Origin of the sequence: Actinoplanes sp. NPDC049265 (assembly GCF_043197135.1) — a bacterium.
Lineage (GTDB): Bacteria > Actinomycetota > Actinomycetes > Mycobacteriales > Micromonosporaceae > Actinoplanes.
Map to the genome: position 1 here is coordinate 171,741 of NZ_JBICSP010000001.1, position 19,689 is coordinate 191,429.

General features: G+C 71.1%; 12 protein-coding genes and 1 pseudogene. 6 read left to right on the top strand and 7 right to left on the bottom strand.

The window, feature by feature from the left end; translation table 11 throughout:
* Nucleotides 1-40 precede the first annotated feature (40 nt).
* Nucleotides 41-535 (top strand): MarR family winged helix-turn-helix transcriptional regulator, encoded by a 495-nt coding sequence (locus ACGFIO_RS00810; protein ID WP_392820272.1) that lies wholly within the window; start codon nt 41-43, stop codon nt 533-535.
* Here the strand turns inward: ACGFIO_RS00810 and ACGFIO_RS00815 are convergent.
* Genes ACGFIO_RS00815 through ACGFIO_RS00825 form a run of 3 tightly spaced genes read right to left on the bottom strand, consistent with a single transcriptional unit; the run spans nt 491 to nt 3,402 of the window.
* Complete coding sequence (locus ACGFIO_RS00815) at nt 491-1,381, bottom strand: ribokinase (RefSeq protein WP_392820274.1); 891 nt, start codon at nt 1,379-1,381, stop codon at nt 491-493. The genes ACGFIO_RS00810 and ACGFIO_RS00815 overlap by 45 nt on opposite strands.
* A complete protein-coding gene (locus ACGFIO_RS00820) occupies nt 1,381-2,208 on the bottom strand; it encodes an ABC transporter ATP-binding protein (protein ID WP_392820276.1) in 828 nt (275 codons plus the stop codon). The genes ACGFIO_RS00815 and ACGFIO_RS00820 overlap by 1 nt, the downstream gene beginning before the upstream one ends.
* A gap of 15 nt (nt 2,209-2,223) precedes the next feature.
* Nucleotides 2,224-3,402, bottom strand: coding sequence for an ROK family protein (locus ACGFIO_RS00825; RefSeq protein ID WP_392820278.1), 1,179 nt, complete (start codon nt 3,400-3,402; stop codon nt 2,224-2,226).
* 156 nt (nt 3,403-3,558) lie between these two features.
* On the opposite strand from ACGFIO_RS00825, the gene ACGFIO_RS00830 reads away from it, so the two are divergent.
* The 4 genes from ACGFIO_RS00830 to ACGFIO_RS00845 all read left to right on the top strand — a co-directional run bounded on the left by ACGFIO_RS00830 (nt 3,559) and on the right by ACGFIO_RS00845 (nt 6,761).
* Nucleotides 3,559-4,977 carry a glycoside hydrolase family 3 protein gene (locus ACGFIO_RS00830; RefSeq protein WP_392820281.1) on the top strand — a complete coding sequence of 473 codons (1,419 nt, stop codon included), beginning with the start codon at nt 3,559-3,561 and terminating at the stop codon, nt 4,975-4,977.
* Nucleotides 4,978-5,150: 173 nt separating this feature from the next.
* A complete protein-coding gene (locus ACGFIO_RS00835) occupies nt 5,151-5,654 on the top strand; it encodes a hypothetical protein (RefSeq protein WP_392820283.1) in 504 nt (167 codons plus the stop codon).
* The gene (locus ACGFIO_RS00840; RefSeq protein WP_392820286.1) at nt 5,651-6,076 is read left to right on the top strand and encodes a thiol-disulfide oxidoreductase DCC family protein; all 426 of its coding nucleotides are present in this window, start codon (nt 5,651-5,653) and stop codon (nt 6,074-6,076) included. The genes ACGFIO_RS00835 and ACGFIO_RS00840 overlap by 4 nt, the downstream gene beginning before the upstream one ends.
* On the top strand, nt 6,057-6,761 hold the full coding sequence (locus tag ACGFIO_RS00845) for a TetR family transcriptional regulator (protein WP_392820288.1): 705 nt from the start codon (nt 6,057-6,059) through the stop codon (nt 6,759-6,761). Before ACGFIO_RS00840 ends, ACGFIO_RS00845 begins: the two co-directional genes overlap by 20 nt.
* Before the next feature lie 482 nt (nt 6,762-7,243).
* Here ACGFIO_RS00845 and ACGFIO_RS00850 read toward each other — a convergent pair whose 3' ends face one another.
* Both ACGFIO_RS00850 and ACGFIO_RS00855 read right to left on the bottom strand, forming a co-directional pair.
* A complete protein-coding gene (locus tag ACGFIO_RS00850; protein ID WP_392820290.1) occupies nt 7,244-9,355 on the bottom strand; it encodes a heavy metal translocating P-type ATPase in 2,112 nt (703 codons plus the stop codon).
* Between the two features lie 46 nt (nt 9,356-9,401).
* A complete protein-coding gene (locus tag ACGFIO_RS00855) occupies nt 9,402-14,333 on the bottom strand; it encodes an NAD-glutamate dehydrogenase (protein ID WP_392820291.1) in 4,932 nt (1,643 codons plus the stop codon).
* A 281-nt stretch (nt 14,334-14,614) separates the two neighbouring features.
* Between ACGFIO_RS00855 and ACGFIO_RS00860 the strand changes: the two genes are divergently transcribed.
* A complete protein-coding gene (locus ACGFIO_RS00860; protein WP_392820293.1) occupies nt 14,615-16,519 on the top strand; it encodes a penicillin-binding transpeptidase domain-containing protein in 1,905 nt (634 codons plus the stop codon).
* A gap of 1,028 nt (nt 16,520-17,547) precedes the next feature.
* Here the strand turns inward: ACGFIO_RS00860 and ACGFIO_RS00865 are convergent.
* Nucleotides 17,548-18,702, bottom strand: a pseudogene (locus ACGFIO_RS00865) (arginase family protein); the annotation flags it as partial.
* A 19-nt stretch (nt 18,703-18,721) separates the two neighbouring features.
* Complete coding sequence (locus tag ACGFIO_RS00870) at nt 18,722-19,654, bottom strand: tetratricopeptide repeat protein (RefSeq protein WP_392820295.1); 933 nt, start codon at nt 19,652-19,654, stop codon at nt 18,722-18,724.
* Nucleotides 19,655-19,689: the final 35 nt, after the last annotated feature.

Below are 19,689 nucleotides of genomic sequence, written 5' to 3' on the forward strand. Positions count from 1 at the left end.
AGGCTGTCTTTCTTCAAGGGCCCTGCCGTAACCTGCGGATATGTCTCGATCCGGCGCGGACCTCGCGCTCCTGCTCCTCGGCGGCTTCCGGTCCCTGGTCGACGACGCGGTCACCGAGCTGGCCGCCCATGGCTACCCGGACGTGCGGCCGGTGCACGACTTCGCGATGAGGGCCATCGTCGCCGGCGCCGACAGCGCCTCCGAGCTGGGCCGCCGCCTGTCGGTGACCAAGCAGTCGGCGGCCAAGACGATCGCCGTGCTGCAGGAACGCGGCTACGTGTCGAGCGAGCCCGACCCGCGCGACGCCCGGCGCAAACGGCTCCAGGTCACCGAACTCGGGCACGACGTGATGCGCACCGGCGAGGCGATCTTCGACCAGCTACGCGCCAACTGGGAGCGCCGGATCGGCGCGGCCGCGGTGGAAACCATGGAACGGCAGCTGGCGATGCTGGTCGGCGCCAAGCCGGTGCGTTTCGACACCCCCGGCGGATCAGCCGTGGTAGATCTCGTCGATGTCCGCCCGGGAGGGCAGTGACGGGTACGCGCCGACCTTCCGCACACACGCCGCCCCGGCCGCCGATGCCCAGCGCACCGCGTCCACCAGGTCGCGCTCCTCGCCCCAGGCCACCGCGAGCGCCCCGCAGAACGCGTCGCCGGCCGCCGTCGTGTCGACCACCTCGACCGGGAACGCCGGCACCTTGACCGACGTGCCGTCCCGGTCGGCGTACCAGGCCCCGGCCCCGGCCATCGTCAGCACCACCCGCGGCACCGCCTCGAGCAGCGTGGTCGCGTCCGGTTCGGCGGCGCCGGTGATCGCGCGGGCCTCGACCTCGTTGACCACGAGCAGGTCGACCGCGGCGAGCAGCTCGGCCGGCAGCTCACGGGCGGGCGCCGCGTTGAGCAGCACCCGGGTGGCACCGGCCTGGGCCGCGCGGGCCGCCTCGGTCACCGTGGACAGTGGGATCTCCTGCTGGCAGACGAGCACGTCGGCCCCGGCGATCAGCGACTTCTCGGCGTCCGAGAGGTTGAGGAAGCTCCGGTTGGCGCCCGGGCTGACCAGAATCGAGTTCTCCCCGGACCGGTCCACCATGATCACTGCGACGCCGGAGGCGCCGTAGCTGGTGCGCACGGCCGACACGTCGACCCCGGCCGCGGTGAGCCGGGCGTTGATCGTGACCCCGAAGGCGTCCGACCCGATCGCGCCGAGGAACGCGCAGTCGCCGCCGGCCCGCGCCGCCGCGATGGCCTGGTTGGCGCCCTTGCCGCCGGGCGTCATGACGAAGTCGTCGCCGAGCACCGTCTCACCGGGCGCGGGGAGGCGGGGCGCCAGACCGACCAGGTCCATGTTGGCGCTGCCGACCACCGCGACCCGGGGCCTCATCAGGCGGCCCGGGCTGTGTACCGGTCGCCGCGACGCTCGACCACCAGCGGCAGCCCGAACGTCTTGGACAGGTTGTCCGCGGTCATCGTCTCGCCGAGCAGCCCGGCCGCCACGACCGTGCCCTCACGCAGCAGCAGCGCGTGCGTGAAGCCCGGCGGGATCTCCTCGACGTGGTGCGTGACCAGCACCATGGCCGGGGCGTCGGGGTCCTCGGCCAGCTCGGTCAGCCGGCCCAGCAGATCTTCCCGGCCGCCCAGGTCGAGGCCCGCGGTGGGCTCGTCGAGCAGCATCATCTCGGGGTCGGTCATCAGCGCGCGGGCGATCTGGGTGCGCTTGCGCTCGCCCTCGGAAAGGGTGCCGAAGGTGCGGTCGAGCAGGCCGCCCATGCCCATCTGGCCGAGCAGCTGCCGGGCCCGGGCCTCGTCCAGCGGGTCGTACTCCTCACGCCAGCGGCCGACCACCGACCAGGCGGCGGTGACGACCACGTCGAGGACCCGCTCATCGCCCGGGATGCGCTCGGCGAGCTGCCCGGTGGTCAGGCCGATCCGGGTACGCAGCTCGTTGATGTCGGTCCGGCCGAGGCGTTCACCCAGCACGTACGCCGTGCCGCGGGTCGGGTGCATGCGGCCGGTCGCGAGGTTGAGCAGGGTGGTCTTGCCCGCCCCGTTCGGGCCCAGGACCACCCACCGCTCATCCAGCTCCACCTGCCAGCTCAGGTTGCGCAGCAGGTGGTTTCCGCTGCGGACCACGCTCACGTTGTCGAACGCGATCACGGTGTCTTCGTGGGGCGGGATGGCGACAGCAGCCTCAGGCACGGCACCATCCAATCACGCCCGGCCGGCTCACCCCGTCGTCGACCCGAAGACCTCGTCGCGTACGGCGTCGAGCGCGGTCCGCAGCGCACCGTGCATGACCGGCTCGACCGCCACCTGCCCGGGCACCACCTTCGGGGTGACCAACGTCATGGCCGCCACCTCGCGTTCCACCCGGGACGCCAGCTCGGTCCCGCCGGCCTGACCGATCTCACCGGACAGCACCACCAGGGGTGGGTCGAGCACCACGCAGATGGACGCCACGCCGAGCGCCAGCCGACCGGCCAGCTCGTCGAGGAACGGCTCACCGGCCGGGCCCGCGGCCACCGCCGCCCGCACCACGTCGGCTCCCTCGGCGCCGCGGAAGCCGTGCTGCTTGCCGACCGCCTTGACCGTGTCCGCGCCGACCAGCGTCTGGAACGAGCCGCGAACGCCACGCCGGGTGACGTTGCGCGGCACCTCGGCGCCGGGCACCGGCAGCCAGCCGATCTCACCGGCGGCACCGCTCACGCCCTGGTGCAGCTTGCCGTTGATCATGGTGGCCAGGCCGACGCCACGGTCGACCCAGATCATCACGAAGTCCTTGACGCCCTCGGCCGCCCCGTTGTGCGCCTCGGCCACCGCCGCCATGTTGACGTCGTTGCCGAACGAGACCGGGATGTTGAGGTCGCGGCGCAGGTCGTCGAGGAGGCCGCGGTGCCAGCGGGGCAGGTCGTACGCGAACGAGATCTCGCCCGACTCGGGGTCGACCAGGCCCGGCGTACCCAGCACGACCCGGCGCACCGACGACATGTCGGCACCGGCCCGCCCGGCGGCCTGGATCACCGCGCTGTGCACCACGCCGACCGGATCGTCGGTGTCCTTGGTGGAGTGCTCGACCCGGCCGATGATCGCGCCGGTGATGTCGGCACAGGAGGCGATGACCCGGTCGGGACCGACCTCGACACCGATCACGTGGGCGCTGCCTGGCGTGACCGCGTACAGCTGCGCGTTCGGCCCCCGGCCACCGGCCTGCTCACCGACCCGCCGGACCAGCCCGCGCTCCTCCAGCCGTTCCACCAACTGGGAGGCGGTGACCTTGCTGAGGCCGGTCATCTCACCGAGCTGCGCCCGGGTCAGCGGACCGCGGGTCAGCAGCAGCTCCAACGCCGCGCGGTCGTTGAGGGCCCGCAACAACCGGGGCGTTCCCGGGAGACGCGTAGCGGCCATAATGGTATCCCCTGCCATTTAGGTTTCTTTCCTATCATATTCAACGCATGACCATCTGGAGCCGCAGCGGGTCACCATGGCGAGGATATGCAGCGGAGATGCCAATTCACATCGATCGCGCCGCCGGGATCGCCGGCCGGGCGCGGAGGGGACATCATGTCGATCGACCCCGGGCTACGTCGTCTCACCCTTCGGACGCTACTGGCCGCCTTCCCCGGCCCGTCGGCCCCCGAATGGTCGCTGCACCTGATCAGTGAGGGTCTGGCCGGGCTGACGCTGTTCGGAAGCAACGTGGTCAACCCGGTTCAGGTGTCGAGCCTCACCGGTGAATTGCGCGCTGTACGCCATGATGTCCTATTGGCCATCGACGAGGAAGCCGGTGACGTAACACGTTTGCACGCGAGTACCGGAAGTCCCTTCCCTGGCAATGCAGCACTGGGCACAATTGACGACCCTCAGTTAACCCACGACATCTATCAGTCAGTGGGATCCGACTTGGCCACCTTGGGACTCAACCTGAACCTGGCCCCCACCGCCGACGTCAACACAACTTCCGAAAACCCCATCATCGGTACGCGCGCCTTCAGCGCCGACCCCGCGATCACGGCCCGGCACACCGCCGCCGCGACAACCGGCCTGCAGTCGACCGGCGTGGCCGCCTGCGCCAAACACTTCCCCGGCCACGGCTCCACCACCACCGACTCCCACACGTCCCTGCCCACGGTCCCCCTCTCGCGCCCCCGCGACCTCCCACCCTTCCAGGCCGCGATCGAGGCCGGCACGCAGGCGATCATGACCGCCCACATCCGCATTCCCACCATCACCGGCGCCGACCCCGCCACCTTCAGCCCCGCCATCCTGCGAACGCTGCTCCGCCACGACCTGGCCTTCACCGGCGCCATCGTCACCGACGCCCTGTCCATGGCCGGGGCCATCCAGGCCGCCGGCACCATAGGCACCGCCGCCACCCGTTCCCTGTCCGCCGGCGCCGACCTCCTATGCCTGGGCCGCCGCGTCACCAGCGACCTGATCGAAACCATCGTCGAGGCGATAGCCACCGCGGTAACCGAAGGCGACCTGCCTCTCTCCCGCCTGGAGAACGCCGCACACCGCACGGCAACCCTGGCCGCCTGGGCCGGCCGCCCGCCGACCCCCAAGCCCCACGGCCCCACCCTCGGCCTGGAGGCGGCCCGCCGGGCCATCCACGTCGAGGGCACCCCCACCGGCTTCACCGAGGCCGTCCTGATCCAGCTGGACACCCCCCACTCGGTAGCCGAGGGCAGCACCCCTTGGGGCCTGGCGCCACTGATCAAAACCCTCGACAAGATCATCGCCCCGCCGGCCGAGGTGACACCCCCACCCGGCCGGCCTCTGATCATCGTCGGCCGCCGCCTCCACCAGGACCCAGCGGCCAGAAACCTGATCACCACCCTCACCGCCACCCACCGCGTAGCCGTAGTCGAGATGGGCTGGCCCTCCCCATGGCGCCCCGCCGGCGCGACCGCTTTCATCACCACTTCCGGCGCAACCCAGTCCCTGAGCCAGGCCGCCGCCGAGGCCCTGACCCTGCGCTGACCTCACGGCGAAACCACAACGGGGTCGAGGGGCGGGCGGTTGCCCAGGAGCCCATCAGGCTTGCTGCCTCCCGGGGCAACCGCCCCTCGACCCCCACCGTGACCACCCCCACTCTTGAACATGTTCAACAAGTGGTCCAAACTCATAGTTGAACACGTTCAAGGGAGAAGGAAATGGACCACAAGGTCTGGATGTACCTGGCCTACCTGGCGATCAGCGTCGGCCTCACCGTCTGGGTGGCCACCACGCTGTCAAGGAACGGAATGGTCTTCCTGGAGGACGTCTTCCAGGACACCAAACTGGCCAAAGCCGTCAATCAGCTCCTGGTCATGGGCTTCTACCTGCTCAACCTCGGCTACGTAGCGGTGGCGATGACCTCCACCGCCAGCATCCCCACCGCGGCCAAGGCCCTCGAGACACTGAGCTGGAAGATCGGCCTGGTGCTGCTCGTCCTGGGCGTCCTGCACTTCTTCAACGTCTTCTTCCTCAACCGCTACCGCCGCGGCCGCCTGCGCGCCCAGCAGCAGCAACCGCCGCTGCCGCCGATCGGCCGCCTGCCCGGTCACCCGCAGCAACCGCAGAATCCCGGCCCCGCCGGGAACTGGCCGAGCCACCCCGCCGTCCCAGAGAGGCCATCGCCGCGCCCCGGGACCACTCCTCCCCCGGCCCCCGCGTGACGATCGGTGCCGATCCGGCCGGTCACGAGGCCGGCCGGATCGGGTTCTTCTTCGTCCTGTACGACGAGGGCTGCCCGATCTGCCGCACCGCCCACCGGTGGCTGGAGAGCCGGGCTCAGCTCGTACCCCTCGTGTTCGTCCCCGCCGGATCGGCCGAGGCCCGCACCCGCTTCCCCGGCCTGGACCACACGGCCACCCTGCGGGATCTGACCGTGATCAGCGACCGCGGCGACATCTACGCCGATGACGGTGCGTGGCTGGCCTGCCTGTGGGCGCTGGCCGACTACCGCGGGATGGCCGAGCGGCTGGGTACGCCGTCGCTGCTGCCGACGGCCCGCAGGTTCATCAAGGCGGCGAGCGCCGTGCGTCGCCAGACCCGTGGGGACGACTACGGTGACGTGTGTGACGACTCCTGCCGATGACGCGCCGGCCACTCCGCGGCGGGGCCGGGCGCGGGGCGAGCAGACTCGGCAGCTGATTCTGGAGACGGCGTTGAGGCTGTTCCGCGAGCGGGGGTACGCCGAGACGACGATGCGTGCCATCGCCAAGGAGGCCGGGGTCGCGGTCGGGAACGCGTATTACTACTTCGACTCGAAGGAACACCTGATCCAGGGGTTCTACGACCGCAGCCAGGCGTCGTTGCGGGCGGCGGTGGCGCCGGTGCTGGAGTCGGAGCGGGATTTCGCGGCGCGGCTGCGGGCGACGATGCACGCCGGGATCGACGTGAACGCGCCCTACCACTCGTTCGCGGCGACGTTCTTCAAGACCGCGGCCGAGCCGACGTCGCCGTTGAGCCCGTTCTCGCGGGAGTCGTCGCCGGCCCGGGAAGCGGCGATCGGCGTGTTCCGCGAGGTGATCGACGGTTCGTCGGCCAAGCTCGATCCGGAGTTACGGCGCGAGCTGCCCGAGCTGTTGTGGCTCGGGTGGATGGGCGTGGTGCTGTTCTGGGTGTACGACCAGTCGCCGGGCCAGCGGCGGACGCGGCGCCTGATCGACGGGGCGGTGCCGCTGATCGACCGCCTGGTGTCACTGTCCCGGCTGCGGGTGCTGCGTCCGGCGCTCCGTCAGATCCTCGCCTTGATCGAGTCCATCCGCCGCGACGACTGATCACTCTCGGTCACACCGGTGCAGTTACTCTGAGCTAACCCCTTGGCGGATAGCTCCTGGCCGAACGGATGGTTTGCCTACCCGGGCCTTCCGCCGAACTGTTACCGCCACGTAGCGTCATGTCGGCAGGTGGATCTGGGGACGTCGCAGGCGGATTCGAACTTCGGGACCAGTTCGAAGACGCGCTGCGGCACTGGGCGAGCCGGGCACGCGGTCGATCTCGGGAGCGGTCGCCTCGTGCCCGGCTCGCCACTTGCTTCCCCAAGTCGCAGCCCCGCACTTTCTCGAGTGGTAGCCCAGCGCGCCGTCCCGCCGCCGATACCGCCCTGGCCTACCACCGTGCTGACGCCGCGCCCTCCTCGCCAGGCGTCGGGCGCCGGGAGGCCTTTCCCGCACCGAGCGCTTACGTGAGGCAGGCGCTTATGGGTGGTAGGTCTGGGCGGAGCGGATGCCGCCCAGACCTACCACTTGGGCCGGGGGTGTCAGTGGAAGGTGCGCAGGCGCAGGCTGTTGAGCACCACGAAGATCGAGCTCAGAGCCATCGCGCCGCCGGCGATCATCGGATTGAGCAGACCGGCCGCGGCCAGCGGGAGGCCCGCCACGTTGTAGGCGAAGGCCCAGAACAGGTTGCCGCGGATCGTGTTCAGGGTGCGCCGGGACAGGCGGACCGCGTCCACCGCGGCGGTTAGGTCACCCCGGACCAGGGTCAGGTCGGACGCCTCGATCGCCACATCGGTGCCGGCGCCCATAGCCAGCCCCAGATCGGCCTGGGCGAGCGCGGCCGCGTCGTTCACGCCGTCGCCGACCATGGCGACCGAGCGGCCCTGGGCCTGTAGGTCCTTGACCACGTCGACCTTGCCGGCCGGCCGGACGCCGGCGATCACCCGTTCGATGCCCACCTCGGTCGCGACCGCCTCGGCCACCGGCTGGGCATCACCGGTCAGCAGGATCGGGTCGAGCCCGAGCCGCCGCAGCTCCCGAACGGCCTCGGCACTGGTCGGCCGCACCGCGTCGGCCAGCGCGATCGCCCCTTCGACGCGCCCGTCCACCACGACCTCGACCCACGTGGCAATCCGCTCAGCCGCCGTCGCGCCGGCCCGCCGGACCTCGACGTCTCGGCCCTCCACCTGGCCGCGGACGCCGACGCCGGCCGTCGCCTGGAAGGCCTTCACCGGGGGCAACGGGCCGGCCGCGCGGGCCGCCGCGGCGATCGCACGGCCGAGCGGATGCTCCGACGCCGCCTCGACCGCCCCGGCCAGCCGCAGCACATCGCCGGACACCTCGACCACCGTCATCGCGCCGGTGGTGACCGTGCCGGTCTTGTCGAGCAATATCGTGTCCACCTGCCGGGTCGACTCCAGCGCGGTCACGCCGCGGATCAGGATGCCCAGCTGGGCGCCGCGGCCCGTCCCCACGAGCAGGGCGGTGGGGGTGGCCAGCCCGAGAGCACACGGGCAGGCGATGATCAGAACGGCCACGGCCGCGGTGAAAGCCTGCGTCGCGCCGCCGCCGGTGCCCAGCCAGTAGCCGAGCGTACCCACCGAAAGCGCCAGCACCACGGGCACGAAGACCGCGGCGATGCGGTCGGCCAGCCGCTGCACCGCCGCCTTGCCGTCCTGCGCCGCCTCGACCAGCCGCGCGATCTGGGCCAGTTGGGTGTCCGCGCCGACCCGGGTCGCCCGCACCAGGAGGCGGCCGCCGGCGTTGACGGTCGCGCCGATCACCGGGTCGCCCGGGCCGGCCTCGACCGGCACCGACTCGCCGGTGACCAGGCTCAGGTCGACGGCGGAAGTGCCGTCGACGACTACGCCGTCGGTGGCGACCTTCTCGCCGGGCCGGACGACGAACACGTCGCCGACCATCAGCTGGTCGATCGGGACCGAACGTTCGCTCTCTCCGTCGACGATCGTCACCGTTTTGGCGCCGAGTGACAGCAGGGACCGCAGCGCGTCGCCGGCCCGGCGCTTGGCCCGCGCCTCGATATAGCGCCCGGCCAGCAGGAACGTGGTGACCCCGGCGGCCGCTTCGAGGTAGATGGCATCGCCGCCGCGGGCGGTGAGCGAGAACGGATGCGTCATCCCGGGCATCCCGGCGTCGCCGAGGAACAGCGCCCACACCGACCACCCGAACGCGGCCAGCGTGCCCAGCGAGACCAGCGTGTCCATGGTCGCCGCGCCGTGCCGCAGGTTGACCGCCATGGCCCGGTGGAATGGCCCGCCGCCGTAGGCGACGACCGGTGCGGCGAGCGTCAGCGACAGCCACTGCCAGTAGTCGAACTGCCAGGCCGGCACCATGGCCAGCACGATGACCGGCGCGCTGAGCACGGCCGACAGGATCAGCCGGGTACGCAGCGGGTCACCCGGCGATTCCACGGATTTCTCGGAGGCGGGCAGGACAGCTGTGTATCCGGTCTTTTCCACCACCGCGATCAGGTCGTCGGCCGACACCGAGGAAGGCACCCGGGCGCGTGCCTTCTCGGTGGCGTAGTTGACCGTCGCGGTGACGCCTGCCACCCGGTTGAGCTTCTTCTCGATGCGATTGGCGCACGCCGTGCACGTCATCCCACCGATCTCGAGCTCGATGAGCCGCTCCATGCGACCCACCATACCCCAAGGGGGTACCCGTATCAGGAGATCAGCGTCACCTCGCCGCCGACGTCTTCACCAGCGTGCGGATCTGGCGGAGCAACACAGACAGCGCCGCCAGGTCGGCCGGCGAGTCTTCCACGTTGCCCATCGCGTTGCCGGCCCGGGCGATCGACGCCGCGTTCTCGTGCTCCCACTCGGAGACCCGGTCCTCGGCCGCCGCCTCGTCCGACGTCGACTGCAGCACCTCGGCGGTCAGCCCGGCCAGCGCGGCGTACAGGTCGTAGCGCAGGGCCATCCGGGCCAGCGTCTGCCACCGGTCGTTGCGGGGCAGCCGGGAGATGTGCGACAGCAGCGCGTCGATCTGGAACCGCTCGGAGATCACGAAGTAGACCTTGGCCACCTCGACCAGGTCGTGGTCGGTGCCCTTGGCCGTCTCGAGAATGTCGAAGAACCCGAAGCCGTAGACCACCCGGGCGATCCGCTCGGCCAGATCCTCGGGCACGCCCAGGTCGACGATCAGCGCGACATGGTTGTCCAGCGACTCGCGTTCGTCGCCGACGAGCACGTCGGCCAGGCCGCCGAGCAGGGTACGCACCCCCGGCCCGAGCCGCTCGACCTCACCGGCCACGTCGATCGGCGAACGCCGGTTGCTGACCAGCCAGCGGGTGGCCCGGTCGAGCAGCCGCCGCGACTCCAGGTAGACCTTGACCTGGGCGGTCGTCGGCACCTCGTGGTCGAGCCGCTCGGTCGCGTGCCAGATGTCGTTCAGCCCGTACACCTCGCGGACCACCATGTAGGCGCGCACCACGTCGGGTGCGGACGCCCCGGTCTCCTCCATCGCACGGAACACGAACGACGTGCCGCCCCGGTTGACCACCTCGTTGACCAGGACGGTGGCGATGATCTCGCGGCGCAGCCGGTGCCCCGCCATGCGGCTCGCGAACCGCTCCCGCAACGGCGTCGGGAAGTAGTGCGCGAGGATCTGGTTGGTCCACTCCTCGTCGACCAGGCTGTCGCCCAGGACCTCACGTTCAAGACCGATCTTGACGTACGCCAGGAGCACGGCGAACTCCGGCGCGGTCAGCCCGTCGCCGGCCTCGTAGCGCGCGGCCAGGTCGTCGTCCGAGGGCAGCGCCTCGAGCTCGCGGTTGAGGTGACCGGAGCGTTCCATCTCGTTGAGCATCCGGCGGTGCACCGGCAGCAGCGAGTGGGCCTGCGCGGCGGCGTTGCCCAGTGCCGTGGCCTGCTCGTAGTTGTCCCGCAGGACCAGCGCGGCGACCTCGTCGGTCATCGCGGCCAGCAGCTCGTCCCGTTCGGGCAGCGTCATCTCGCCGTCGGCGACCGCCCCGCCCAGCAGGATCTTGATGTTCACCTCGTGGTCGGAGCAGTCCACGCCGGCCGTGTTGTCGATGAAGTCGGTGAAGATCCGGCCGCCGTTGCGGGCGTACTCGATCCGGCCGCGCTGGGTCAGACCCAGGTTGCCGCCCTCACCGACCACCCTGGCCCGCAGGTCGCGGCCGTTGACCCGGATCGCGTCGTTGGCCTTGTCGCCCACCTCGGCGTGCGTCTCGGCGACCGCCTTGACGTAGGTGCCGATGCCGCCGTTCCACAGCAGGTCGACCGGGGCCAGCAGGATCGCCCGCATCAGCTCGGCCGGGCTCAGCGCGGTCACCTCGCCCAGATCCAGCGCGGCCCGGACCTGCGGCGAGATCGGGATCGACTTGGCCGTACGCGCGTACACGCCGCCGCCCTCGCTGATCTTCGACGTGTCGTAGTCGGCCCAGCTCGACCGGGGCAGGTCGAACAGCCGTTGCCGCTCGGCGAACGAGGAGGCGGCGTCCGGGCCGGGATCGAGGAATATGTGCCGGTGGTCGAAGGCGGCCACCAGCCGGATGTGCTCGGACAGCAGCATCCCGTTGCCGAACACGTCACCGGACATGTCACCCACGCCGACCACGGTGAAGTCGTCGGTCTGGGTGTTCGTACCCATGTCTCGGAAGTGTTTCTTGACCGACTCCCAGGCACCACGCGCGGTGATGCCCATCTTCTTGTGGTCGTAGCCGGCCGAGCCGCCGGAGGCGAACGCGTCGCCCATCCAGAAGTCCTTGCCGACCGAGATCTCGTTGGCGATGTCGGAGAACGTGGCCGTGCCCTTGTCGGCCGCCACGACCAGGTAGGGGTCGTCGCCGTCGTGCCGGACCACCTCACGCGGCGGCACGATCTTGCCGGACTGGATGTTGTCGGTGACGTCGAGCAGCGCGGTGATGAACCGGCGGTAGCAGGCCACCGCCTCGTCCCGGTCGCCCGGCTTCTGCTTGAGCACGAAGCCGCCCTTGGCCCCCACCGGCACGATCACGGCGTTCTTGACCATCTGCGCCTTGACCAGGCCGAGGATCTCGGTGCGGAAGTCCTCCCGGCGGTCCGACCAGCGCAGACCGCCCCGGGCCACGTCGCCGAAGCGCAGGTGGACACCCTCGAACCGGGGTGAGTAGACGAAGATCTCGTACTTCGGGCGCGGCTGCGGCAGGCCCGGGATCGCCTGCGGGTCGAGCTTGAACGCGATATAGGACTTGGGTCGCTGATCGGGGCCGCGCTGGAAGAAGCTGGTGCGCAGGGTCGCCTGGATCAAGGTGAGGTACGAGCGGAGAATGCGGTCCTGGTCGAGGCTGTCGACGTCGTCGAGCAGCGTGGTGATCTGCTCGGCCAGCTCGCCCGAGAGCCGGGTGCGCTCGGCCTCGCCGACCACCAGCCCCGGCGAGAAACGGGTCTCGAAGAGCCGCACCAGCAGCCGGGAGATCTCTGGGTAGGCGACGAAGGTGGACTCGATGTAGCGCTGCGAGAAGACCTGCCCGGTCTGGCGCTGATATTTGGCGTACGCCCGGAGCACGACCGCCTGCCGCCAGGTCAGCCCGGCCCGCAGCACCAGCTCGTTGAAGCCGTCGACCTCGGCCTCGCCGCGCCAGGTGGAGGCGAACGCGTTCTCCACCTGCGGCCGCACCTCGGACAGGTCGCGGTGCTCGGTCGGCGGCTGCAGCCCGAAGTCGTACAGGTAGACGGTGCCGTCGGGCCGGCGTACCTCGTAGGGCCGCTCGTCCACCACCTTGACGCCGAGCGAGTGCAGCACCGGCAGCACCGCCGACAGCATCATCGGCTCGCCGTACCGGTAGACCTTGAACCGCACGTCGTGGTCGTCGGGCTCGGGCTCGCCACTCGCGCCCGGGTGCCGCTTGCGGTAGAGGTGCATCTCGAGCTGGCCCGGCTCCTCGAGCAGTTCCAGCTTGGCCAGGTCCTGCACCGCTTCGTACGGTGTGTGCCCGTCCTTGTAGCTGTCCGGGAAGGCTGTCGCGTACCGCGCGAACAGATCCTTGGCCGGCTCCTCGCCCAGCTTGCGTTCCAGCACCAGGGAGAAGTCGTCGTCCCAGATCCGGGTGGCGTCGGCCAGCAGCTCGGCCAGCGCGTTCGGGTCGACCTGGCCGGGCGGGTCGGCCGGGTCGGTACGCACGATGAAATGCACCCGCGCGAGCATCCGTTCGGTCACCCGGGTGGTGTAGTCGACCCCGATGCCGTTCAGCTCGCGCAGCAGGATCTCTTGCATGCACAGCCGGTTCTGCGTGGTGAAGCGGTCGCGGGGCAGGTAGACCAGGCACGAGATGAACCGGCCGTAACCGTCGCGGCGGAGGAAGAGCCGCAGCTGGCGGCGGCCGGCCATCCGCAGGACGCCGATCACCGCCTCGTACAGGTCATCGGTCTTGATCTGGAAGAGCTCGTCGCGCGGGTAGGTCTCGAGGATCTGCAGCAGGTCCTTGCCGCTGTGGCCGCGCGGCGAGAGGCCGGAGCGGTCCAGTACCTCGCCCACCTTGCGGCGGACCACCGGCAGCTCGCGAACGCTGGTGCGGTAGGCCGAGGACGAGAACAGGCCGAGGAAGCGGCGCTCGCCGACCACCTGACCGTGCTCGTCGAAGACCTTGACGCCGATGTAGTCGAGGTAGGACGAGCGGTGCACGGTAGCTCGCGAGTTGGCCTTGGTGATCACCAGCAGGCGTTTTTCCAAGGCCCTCTGGTACGCCTCCGGCGTCATCGACGACAGTGCCCGCGGCGTGCCCGGCCCGCGCAGGATGCCCAGCCCGCTGCCGTCGACGGTTTGCAGGACGTCGTCGACCAGCTCGTATTCCCGGTAGCCGAGGAACGTGAAGTGGTCGTGGGCCAGCCATTTGAGCAGCTCGACCGAGTCGGTGACATCCTTGTCGGGCACCGGGAGCTTGCGCTCGGAGCCACGCGCGGCGGCCAGCTCGTCGGCGATCACCAGCGCCCGCTGGCGCATCTTGGGCCAGTCCTCGACCGCGTCCCGGACGTCGGTGAGCACCCGCCGCACCTCATTGTGCAGCTGCTCACGGGCCTCCGGGTCGCGGACCGGGTCGATCTCGATCCGGATCCAGCTCTCGACCAGGTCGCCGTCGATCGCGTCGTCCGGTTCGACCTCGGCCTCCACCTGCGACAACTCGCCCAGCGACGCACGCCGCACCACGATCAACGGGTGCACCAGCAGATGCACCTCGAGCTGATGCGCGGCGAGCAGCGCGGTCACCGAGTCGACCAGGAACGGCATGTCGTCGGTGACGATCGAGACGACCGTTCGTGGCTCCTCGCGCCCCGGCGGGCTGATGTCGAGCTTCAGCTCACCCGGCCGCCGGACCGCGGCCAGCTCACGATGCTGCGTCGCGGCAGCATGCATCTCATCCGGCGTGAAGCCGACCAGCTCCTCGTCCGGCGCGAACCGCCAGAAACGGTCGACCAGCGCCGCCGCGACGTGATCGTCGCCGGCCAGCCCCACCGCCGCGGCCACCAGCCGCTCGGCGTTGGGCAACGGCTCCTCGAGCTCGCTGTCCTCGGATGTGCCGAGCCGGCCGGTCACAGCCAGCCCAGGACCCGGCACGAAGTCGATCTCTGGGTCGGAATCGGTCGCTGCCTCGTCGGCGACAGCCATGCCTGGCACTCCCCTCAGCCCACCGCTCTGTGGGCTAAACGCTTCGGGGACAGCCTACGGCGTGCCTACGACCGGAATCCGGGGCGTCGGTCACGCCGAGGTCGCGAACATGCCGAACCGTTGCACGAATTTGCTACAGATCACCCAGCACCGGACAGCGCCGCGAGCCTGGAGTGACTACCGTTCGCTGAGTCGTGTTTCGCTCTCAGCCGCGCCCCGAAACACGACGTCAGTTCCTGGCTGTCCGGATCCCCCGGCTGTCGGATCCGGAAGGAGACACGATGCGACCCGTCCTGCGCGCCTCGGCCGCCCTGCTCGCCGTGGTGATGCTCGGCGCCGGAGCCGTGGCCTGTGGTTCCGACGGCGCCGGGGACACGCTCGACGACTTCCTCTCCGGGTGGCGCTCCGGCGACCTGTCGAAGGTGGGATTCGTCACGGCCGCCGGGCAGCCGATCAAGGCGGCCGACGTGCTCACCGAGCTGACCGGGCTCGCCGGTGAGCTACCGGTGAAGACCCTCCAGGTCAACCGGGCGGGTGACGCCAAAGAGACCGGGGACATCGCCAACGGGCCGATCAAGGTCAACTGGACGCTGCCCGGGGGCGTGCCCTGGTCGTACCCCAGCACGGTCCGGCTGACCAAGCGCAACAGCGACGGCTGGCGGGTCGTCTGGGAACCGGCCATCCTGCAGAAGGACATGGTCGGCGGGGACAAGCTCGCCCTGCGCCGGGTGCCGGCCGAACGCGCCAGCATCCTCGACGCCGCCGGCAAACCGCTCGTGACATCGCGGCCGGTCGTCACCGTGGCCCTCGACCCGGCCCGGGTCACCGACGTCCCCAAGCTGGTCACCGCGCTCACCGCCGCCTTCAAGAAGATCGACGTCAGCCTCGACCTCAAAGACCTGCCGACCCGGATCAGCAAGGCGGCGGAAGGCAGCCGCGTCGACGTCCTGACCCTGCGCCGCGAGGACTACCTCAAGATCAGGAACGACGTACGCCCGCTGCCCGGCACCACCTTTCCCGAGGAGCAGCGCGACCTGGCCCCCACCCGGATGTTCGCCCGCGCCCTGATCGGCACCGTCGACCTGGCCACCGCCGAGGACATCGACAGCAGCCAGGGCGCCCTCGCCCAGGGCGACAAGACCGGGCACGGCGGGCTGCAGCAACGCTACGACGCCAAGCTGCGCGGCACCTCCGGCCTCTCGGTGATCATCAAGCGCAGCGGCGACGCCGAACCGGCCCAGGTCTTCAGCACCAGGCCGGTCGCCGGCACACCGGTCAAGACCACGATCGATGTACGTACGCAGAACGCCGCCGACGCCGCCACCGCGGCCGAGAAGAACCCGAGCGCCATGGTCGCCATGCGGATCAGCGACGCCACCGTGCTCGCCGTGTCCAACGGCCCCGACGGCGGCGGCGACAACGTGGCCCTGACCGGCCAGGTGCCGCCCGGGTCGACCTTCAAGATGATCTCGGCGTACGGGCTCCTGCAGAAAAAGGCCGTCACCCCCGACACCACCGTCGACTGCCCCAAGACGAAAGAGGTCGGCGGCAAGACCTTCAAGAACTCGCACGACATGGTCCTCGGCAAGGTCCCGTTCCGCACCGACTTCGCCAAGTCCTGCAACACCGCGTTCGTGAACCTGGCCCCCAAGCTGGGCGCCGACGGCCTCCAGGCGGCGGCCACGGCACTTGGGCTGGGCGGCCAGTGGGACCTGGGCGTCCCGACGTTCAGCGGCAAGGCGTCACCGGCCGACAGCCCCGCCGAGCTGGCCCAGGCCAGTTTCGGCCAGGGCCAGACCGCGGTCAGCCCCGTAGCCATGGCGGGCGCCACGGCGGCGGTCGCGCGCGGCAAGTTCGTGCAGCCCAAGCTGGTGCTCGACCCCGCACCGGCCAAGCCCGCGGCGGACGGCGCGGAACTCGACAAGGCCGCCGTCGAGCCGCTGCGCCGGCTGATGCGTGAGGTGGTGACGTCCGGCACCGGGACGGCTCTGAAGGGCATCAAGGGCAAGCCGGTGTACGGGAAGACCGGCACGGCCGAGTTCCAGGAGGGCTCGAAGGACACGCACGCCTGGTTCGTCGGCTGGCAGGACGACATCGCCGTCGCCGTGATGGTCCCCAAGGGCGGCGCCGGCGCCGAAGCCGCCGTCCCGATCGCTTCCCGCTTCCTCGCCGCCCTCAACCGCTGAGCCGCTGAGCCACTGGTAGGCCCGGGCGGTGCCCGGGCCCCAGATACCGCCTGGCCCCACCACTTGCGCTTTGGCCTGCCAACTCCGCTGTGGCCTACCACTCGGCGGACGCGCGCTCCGGCGGGAGGCTGGGCGCGGGCGGCACGCTCGGGTGGGGGTCAGGTGATGTCGGCGGGCTCGCCGGTGCCGAGATCGAAGGCCGGGCGCTGGGCCGGCAGGCTGAAGCCGCTGTCCTCCGGTGGGCGGGGTCGGAGCATTCCCGGGCGGGTGGCCGGTAGCGGCTCGGAGTCGAGCAGCGGCGCCGCCCCGAGCGGTCGCGGCACGATCGGCCGGGCCGGCTCAACCACCCCGGCGCCGTTGACCTCGGCGGCCGGCTCGGTCGCCGCGGCCGGCTCGATCACGATGTCGGGTTCGGTCACGAGCTCCGACTCTGGCTCAGCGGCGGGCTCGGATCCGGCCAACGGCTCGGATTCGGCAGTCGGCTCGGGCCGATCGGCTACGTCGGCGGGCTCGACCGGATCGGCCACGTCAGTGGGCTCAAGCGGATCGGCCACGTCAGTGGGCTCGACCGGATCGGCCACGTCAGTGGGCTCGACCGGATCGGCCACGTCAGTGGGCTCGACCGGATCGGCGACGTCAGTGGGCTCAAGCGGATCGGCGACGTGGCCGGCCTCGGGCGGGTCGGCTACGTCGGTGGGCTCGACCGGCTCTGGATCGCCGGAAGGCTCTGTCGGATCGTGATCATCGCTGGCCGGGGCGGATTCCTCGTCGGCGTCGGACAGGTCCGCGTCGTCGGCGATCGGATCCGGGTCGGGCTCGGCGGTCGCCTCTGGCTCGGGCTCGGCGGTCAACGACAGCTCGGTGGAGAGATCGGTCCCGGCGTCGGTGTCCGGCTCGGCGGAAAACTCAAGCTCGGAGGAGAGTTCAGGCTCGGAGGAAAACTCAGGCTCGGGGCGAACCTCGAGCTCGGAGGAAACAATCGGCTCGGCGGAGGGGTCCGGTCCAGCGGCAGGCTCGGCGGAGGGGTCCGGGACGGCGGCGAGCTTGGGGTAGGGATCGGACGCGGCGGCGACCTTGGTGTAGGGATCGGACGCAGCGGCGAGGTCGGCGTAAGCATCGGGCGCGGTGAGCGGCTCGGCGGGGTGGACGGCGGCAGGTTGGGCGGCGGCGGTTTGGGCGGCGACCCAGGCTGCGGCGGACTCCGTTACCGGGTCGGAGGCGGGGGGCTCGTCGATGTCCTCGCGGGCGGCCGCCAGGTCGGGGCGGGGCGCGGCCGTGCGGACCGGTGACAAACCGGCCACCAGCGTGGACGTGATCTCGGCGGCGTACGCACCGTCGTGGTCGTAGTCGGGGTCGAAGACGGTGATCTCCACGCCGAGGCAGTCGGGCGTGTCGACCAGGCCGGCCAGCAGCAGCTCGAGCTCGGGGAACGCGATACCGCCGGGGGACGGCGCGTCGACGGCGGGCATCACGGCAGGATCGAGTACGTCCATGTCGACGTGCACCCAATAGCCCGCGCAGTCGACCAGCTGGTCGCGGGCCCACTGGGCGCTGCGGGCGGCGCCCTCGGCGCGGAGGGTGGGCACCGGCCGGGTGACGATGCCGGCCGCCTGCAGGTCGAGGCGGTACTCATCTTGGGCGCGGATGCCCATGACGACCACGTCGATGTCGCGGAAGTAGGGCCGGCGGCCCTCGATGGCGGCCAGGTCGGCCTGGCCGCGGCCGGTGACCAGGGCCAGGTCCTCGCCGGCGGCCGCACCCACGTAGGACGCGTTGCCAGGGTGGCGGAAGTCGGAGTGGCCGTCGACGAAGACCAGGCCGATGCGGCCGCCGATGTCGGAGCCCAGGCGGTGCATGGCCAGACCGGAACCGATCACGATGGAGCAGTCCCCGCCGAGGATCACCGGGAATTCGCCGGCGTCGAGGATGCCGGCGATGCGGTCGGCCAGGCGGCGGGAGTACGCGTTGATCTGTTCCGCGTGGCACACGCCGTCGCCGGGGCGCCAGTCGCCGGGGTCGTATCGTGGCGGGGTCAGGCAGCCGGCGTCGCGGGCGTGCAATCGTTCCAGCAGGCCGTGGTCGCGCAGGGCCCCGGGCGCCTTGGCGCACCCCGGCACCGACGTCACGGTCGGCGGGCGCAGACCGAGATTGGACGGTGCGTCGAGGATCGCGATCCGGCGCATGCGGGGCCCTTCCCTTCCTCTAGAACAGGGCGCGGGCCAGCGCGCGGCGGGCGTCGGACACCGCCGGGTCGTCCGGTCCGGCCACCGTGAACAGGGACAGCAGATGCTTGCGGACCTCGTCGCGTTCGTCGCCGCTGGTGCGTTTGACCAGGTCGACGAGGCGCTGGTAGGCCTCGGGGGCCTGGCCGCTGAGCACCTCGATGTCGGCGGCGAGCTGCTGGGCGGCGATGTCGTCGGGGTCGGCGGCGGCCTTGGCCATCGCCGCGGCGGCGTCCACGCCCTGGATCCGGCGGTACAGCTCGACCTGGGCCAGGCCGGACTCGGCGGCGTGGTCCTGCGGGGTCTCGGCCAGGATTTTCTTGTACGCCGCCTCGGCCTCGTCGAGGTCGCCGGTCATCAGCGCGTCGTCGGCGGCGTCGAGGCGCGGGTCCTCGGCCTGCGCCACGGCGACTCCGCCGGCCTTGAGGACGGCATCGACGTACTGTTTCACCTGGGCCTCGGGCAGCACCCCGGTGAAGCCCTCGACGAGCTGGCCGCCGACCACCGCGACGACCATCGGGATGCCCTGCACGCGCAGCGCCTGGGCCAGCCGCGGGTTGGCGTCGACGTCGACCTTGCCGAGCACCCAGGCGCCGCCGCCGGCCGCCGCCAGCTTTTCCAGCACCGGCGACAGCTGTTTGCAGGGCTCGCACCAGTCGGCCCAGAAGTCGAGGATGACCGGCGTGGCCAGCGAGCGTTCCAGCACCTCGGTCTGGAAGTTGGCCTCGGTCACCTCGATGACGCCGGCACCGCCGCCGGGCAGGGTGGGCGAGGGTGTGCCGGGCGCCGCGGCGGCGGGCGGGCCTGCGGACGGGCCGGCCGACGCGGCGGGGCGGGCCGGAGCGGGGCGCAGCGCGCTGAGATCGACCGCGCCGCGGGTGAAGATCGACGGAGTGCTCCGTGGGTCGCTCATGGTTCCCTAGTCTCGCACGCAGCGCAGCCACCCGG